Source organism: Lentzea aerocolonigenes (assembly GCF_000955955.1).
In the GTDB taxonomy this organism is placed as follows: Bacteria; Actinomycetota; Actinomycetes; order Mycobacteriales; family Pseudonocardiaceae; genus Lentzea; species Lentzea aerocolonigenes_A.
In genome coordinates this window covers 1-3,575 of record NZ_JYJG01000609.1, presented here as the reverse complement: position 1 = coordinate 3,575, position 3,575 = coordinate 1, and the positions used below count along the sequence as shown (strand labels likewise).

Here is a 3,575-nt window from a genome sequence, read left to right as displayed (position 1 = left end):
GGGCGAGCACGACATCCCGCTCATCCTGATCACGGCGGGAACCGAGGCCGAACGTCGCCGCATCGCCCCGTTCCTCTCGCCGCACCACGTCGACGGCGTCCTGTTGATCTCCTCGCACCGTGGCAACCCGATGATCGACCACCTCCGGCGGGCTGATCTGCCGTTCGTGTGCTGTGGCAAGCCGCTCGGTGAGCGTGACGCGGTGTCCTATGTGGCGGCCAACGATCGTGAGGGCGCCAGGGTCATGGTGCGCCACCTGCTCGAGTCCGGCCGCAAGCGCGTCGCCACCATCGCCGGCCCCCAGGACACACCCGGTGGACTCGAACGGTTGCAGGGCTACCGCGAAATGCTCGCCGAGCACGGCATCGCCCACGACAAGCGGCTGGTGGCGGTCGGCGACTACAGCCGGGCCAGCGGTGAGGCGTGCATGCAACGGCTGCTGACCAGCACACCGGACGTCGACGCGGTCTTCGTGGCGTCGGACCTGATGGCCGACGGCGCTCTGGCCGCGATCGAGCGGGCAGGTCTGCGCGTCCCCGAGGACATCGCCGTCGGCGGTTTCGACGACTCACCTGTCGCGCCTGCCGCCCATCCCCCGCTGACCACCATCCGGCAACCGTGGGATCGCATCAGCGAGATGATGGTGCGTCAACTGCTGGCCCAGATCGACGGTGAAGGGCCGGCCACGGTGATTCTGCCAACCGGGCTCGTCGTCCGCGAGTCAGCCTGATTCACCAGGCGTTGTCGAATGTGCGGTCGAATTTCGACGAGACTGTGCACGTTCACAGAAATCCATTGCATCACCCTTGAAACGATCACCTATATGCGGTTCTATCAGAGCGAATCGTACGTAAAGGGAACTGTGCACGTTCACAGTTCGACCCGCGTACGATCCCTGCTTCACTTCGATCAAAGGAGATCGAATGACCGCAAGCGGCATTCGCCGTGCAGGGAAGGTCGCGTCTCTGCTGACGGCCGTCACGCTTCCCGCGGCGCTGCTGACCCCTGCCGTGTCCGCGGCGAACTCGCTCAGCATGCTGGGCGCGGACGTCTCGACCGCGCAACGGGCGCTGGAGCTCGGCGCGAAGTACTACGACGCGAACGGCGTCGCCAAGGACCCGCTCGACGTCCTCAAGGGCGCCGGCGTCAACTACGTCCGCCTGCGCATCTGGAACAACCCTCGCAGTGGCTACAACAACAAGGCCAAAGTCCTGCAGTACGCGCGGACGGTGAAGGCCAAGGGCCTCAAGCTGATGGTCGACTTCCACTACTCCGACACCTGGGCCGATCCCGGCAAGCAGTACAAGCCCGCCGCGTGGGCCGGCCACGGCATCAGTCAGCTGCAGACGGACGTCTACAACTACACCTACGACGTCTGCACCAGCCTCAAAGCACAGGGCACCGTTCCCGACAGCGTGCAGATCGGCAACGAGATCAACACCGGCATGCTGTGGAACGACGGCAAGGTCGTCAACAACAACTTCACCAACCTCGGGCGGTTGCTCAAAGCCGGTTACAACGCCACCAAGGCGTGCAACCCGGACACCCAGGTGATCATCCACACCGCACGGATCGAGAGCGGCGCCCGTTGGTTCTACGACGGCATCCGCACCCAAGGCGTCCAGTGGGACATCACCGCTCTGTCCTACTACTGCTACTGGCACGGCAGCATGTCCACAATGGCCGGAGTCCTGACCGACATGCGCTCCCGGTACGGCAAACCGGTCATCCTCGCCGAAACCGCATACCCCTACACCACGGCCAACCACGACCGCACAACGAACGTGATCAGCGCTTCACAGCCGTGCTCGGGCTACCCCGCGACACCCGCCGGGCAGGCAGCGAACTTCACGGCCGTGCAGAATACCGCCCGCAACGTCGGTGCCATCGGGATCTTCTACTGGGAACCCACCTGGCACGCGGTGCCCGGCAACGGCTGGGATCCGGCCGACATCACCAACTCCGGCAACGGCTGGGAGAACCAAGCCGTCTTCGACCGCAACGGGCGCCTGCTGCCCGGCATCCGCTGGACCCCCTGACCCCATCGGCTTCGCCCTGACTTCTCTTCACCGCCCCTGCCGAGGAAGAGGTGCTGCACCATGTCCCAAATCCAGCTGTCCCCAGCGGATCCGCCCATCCGGCGAGAACGTGGCCGCTCCAGCGTTCCGCGGCGAAGAGCAGCGATCGCGTTCACTGCTGCTCTCGGCATCCTCGCGTCCACCGTGGCCCCGGGATCAGCGTCCGCCGCGGACAACCGCTACCAGCGAGGGCCGAACCCCACCCAGTCCAGTATCGCGGCGAACCGCGGCACGTTCGCCACCGCGGAGACGAGTGTGGGCGGCGGGAACGGCTTCGGTGCCGCGAAGATCTACTACCCGACCGACACCAGCAAGGGCACGTTCGGTGCGATCGCGGTCGTGCCTGGTTACACCGCGACCTGGGCGGCCGAGGGTGCGTGGATGGGGCACTGGCTGGCCTCGTTCGGGTTCGTCGTGATCGGCATAGACACGCTCAGCCGCAACGACTGGGACGTCGCGCGCGGCACTCAGTTGCTGGAGGCGCTGGACTACCTGACCCAGCGCAGCTCGGTGCGCACCAGAGTGGACCCCAACCGCCTCGCGGTGATGGGCCACTCGATGGGTGGCGGCGGAACCATCTCGGCCGCCCTGCGCCGACCGACGCTGAAGGCCGCCATCGGACTGGCGCCGTACAGCCCGTCGCAGACCCCGTCGGCCATGCAGGTCCCCACCATGCTGCTGGCCGGTCAGAACGACGGGACGAGCACTCCGGCGAGCGTTCTGACCCACTACAACAACATCCCGGCCTCGACCGAGAAGGCGTACCTCGAGCTCACCGGTGCCGCGCACAGCTTCCCGACCTCGAACAACTCGGTGATGACGCGCAAGGTCATTCCCTGGATGAAGATCTTCATCGACCAGGACACCCGCTACACGCAGTTCCTGTGCCCGTTGCTGGACAACACCGGTATCAGGACGTACCGCAGCAGCTGCCCGCTCTTGCCGGACGACCCGGCCCCTGGCGCCACCTTCAGCCTGGAGAGCTCCGCCTCCGGCAAGTGCGCCGACGTACCGGGCCGGGTCCAGACCAACGGCACCGGACTGATCGTCTGGACTTGCAACGGCGCGGCCAACCAGCGGTGGACCCACACGGCCGCAGGCGAACTCCGGATCTACGACAACGCGAAATGTATGGACGCCAACGCTTCCGGGCAAGGTACGCGGGTGACGATCAACGCCTGCACCGGCGGCGACAGTCAGAAGTGGACGGTCGACGTCAACGGCACGGTCACGAACGCGGCCTCCGGTCGTTGCCTCGACGCCGGCGGTACCGCCGACAACTCGCCGGTCGTCGTAACCACCTGTACCGGTGCCACCAGCCAGACCTGGAGCAAGCGATCATGACTGGAATCTCCCGCCGCAGCCTGATGATCGGCGCGGCCGCAGGGGCAGGCGCCCTCGCACTCGGCACGGCTCCCCAGGCATCCGCCGCGACGTTCGTCAAGGGCGCGGACATCAGCTGGATGCCTCAGATGGAGGCCAACGGCTACTACTGGC

General features: G+C 66.2%; 3 protein-coding genes. All 3 read left to right on the top strand.

Features of this window, described 5'->3' with window-relative positions:
- The coding region (locus tag UK23_RS47855; protein WP_045318527.1) for a LacI family DNA-binding transcriptional regulator at positions 1–730 on the top strand (730 nt) is incomplete at its 5' end.
- 193 nt (positions 731–923) lie between these two features.
- The gene (locus tag UK23_RS47850) at positions 924–2,039 is read left to right on the top strand and encodes a glycoside hydrolase family 53 protein (RefSeq protein ID WP_045318526.1); all 1,116 of its coding nucleotides are present in this window, start codon (positions 924–926) and stop codon (positions 2,037–2,039) included.
- 60 nt (positions 2,040–2,099) lie between these two features.
- The gene (locus UK23_RS47845; protein WP_052685689.1) at positions 2,100–3,422 is read left to right on the top strand and encodes a ricin-type beta-trefoil lectin domain protein; all 1,323 of its coding nucleotides are present in this window, start codon (positions 2,100–2,102) and stop codon (positions 3,420–3,422) included.
- Positions 3,423–3,575 lie beyond the last annotated feature (153 nt).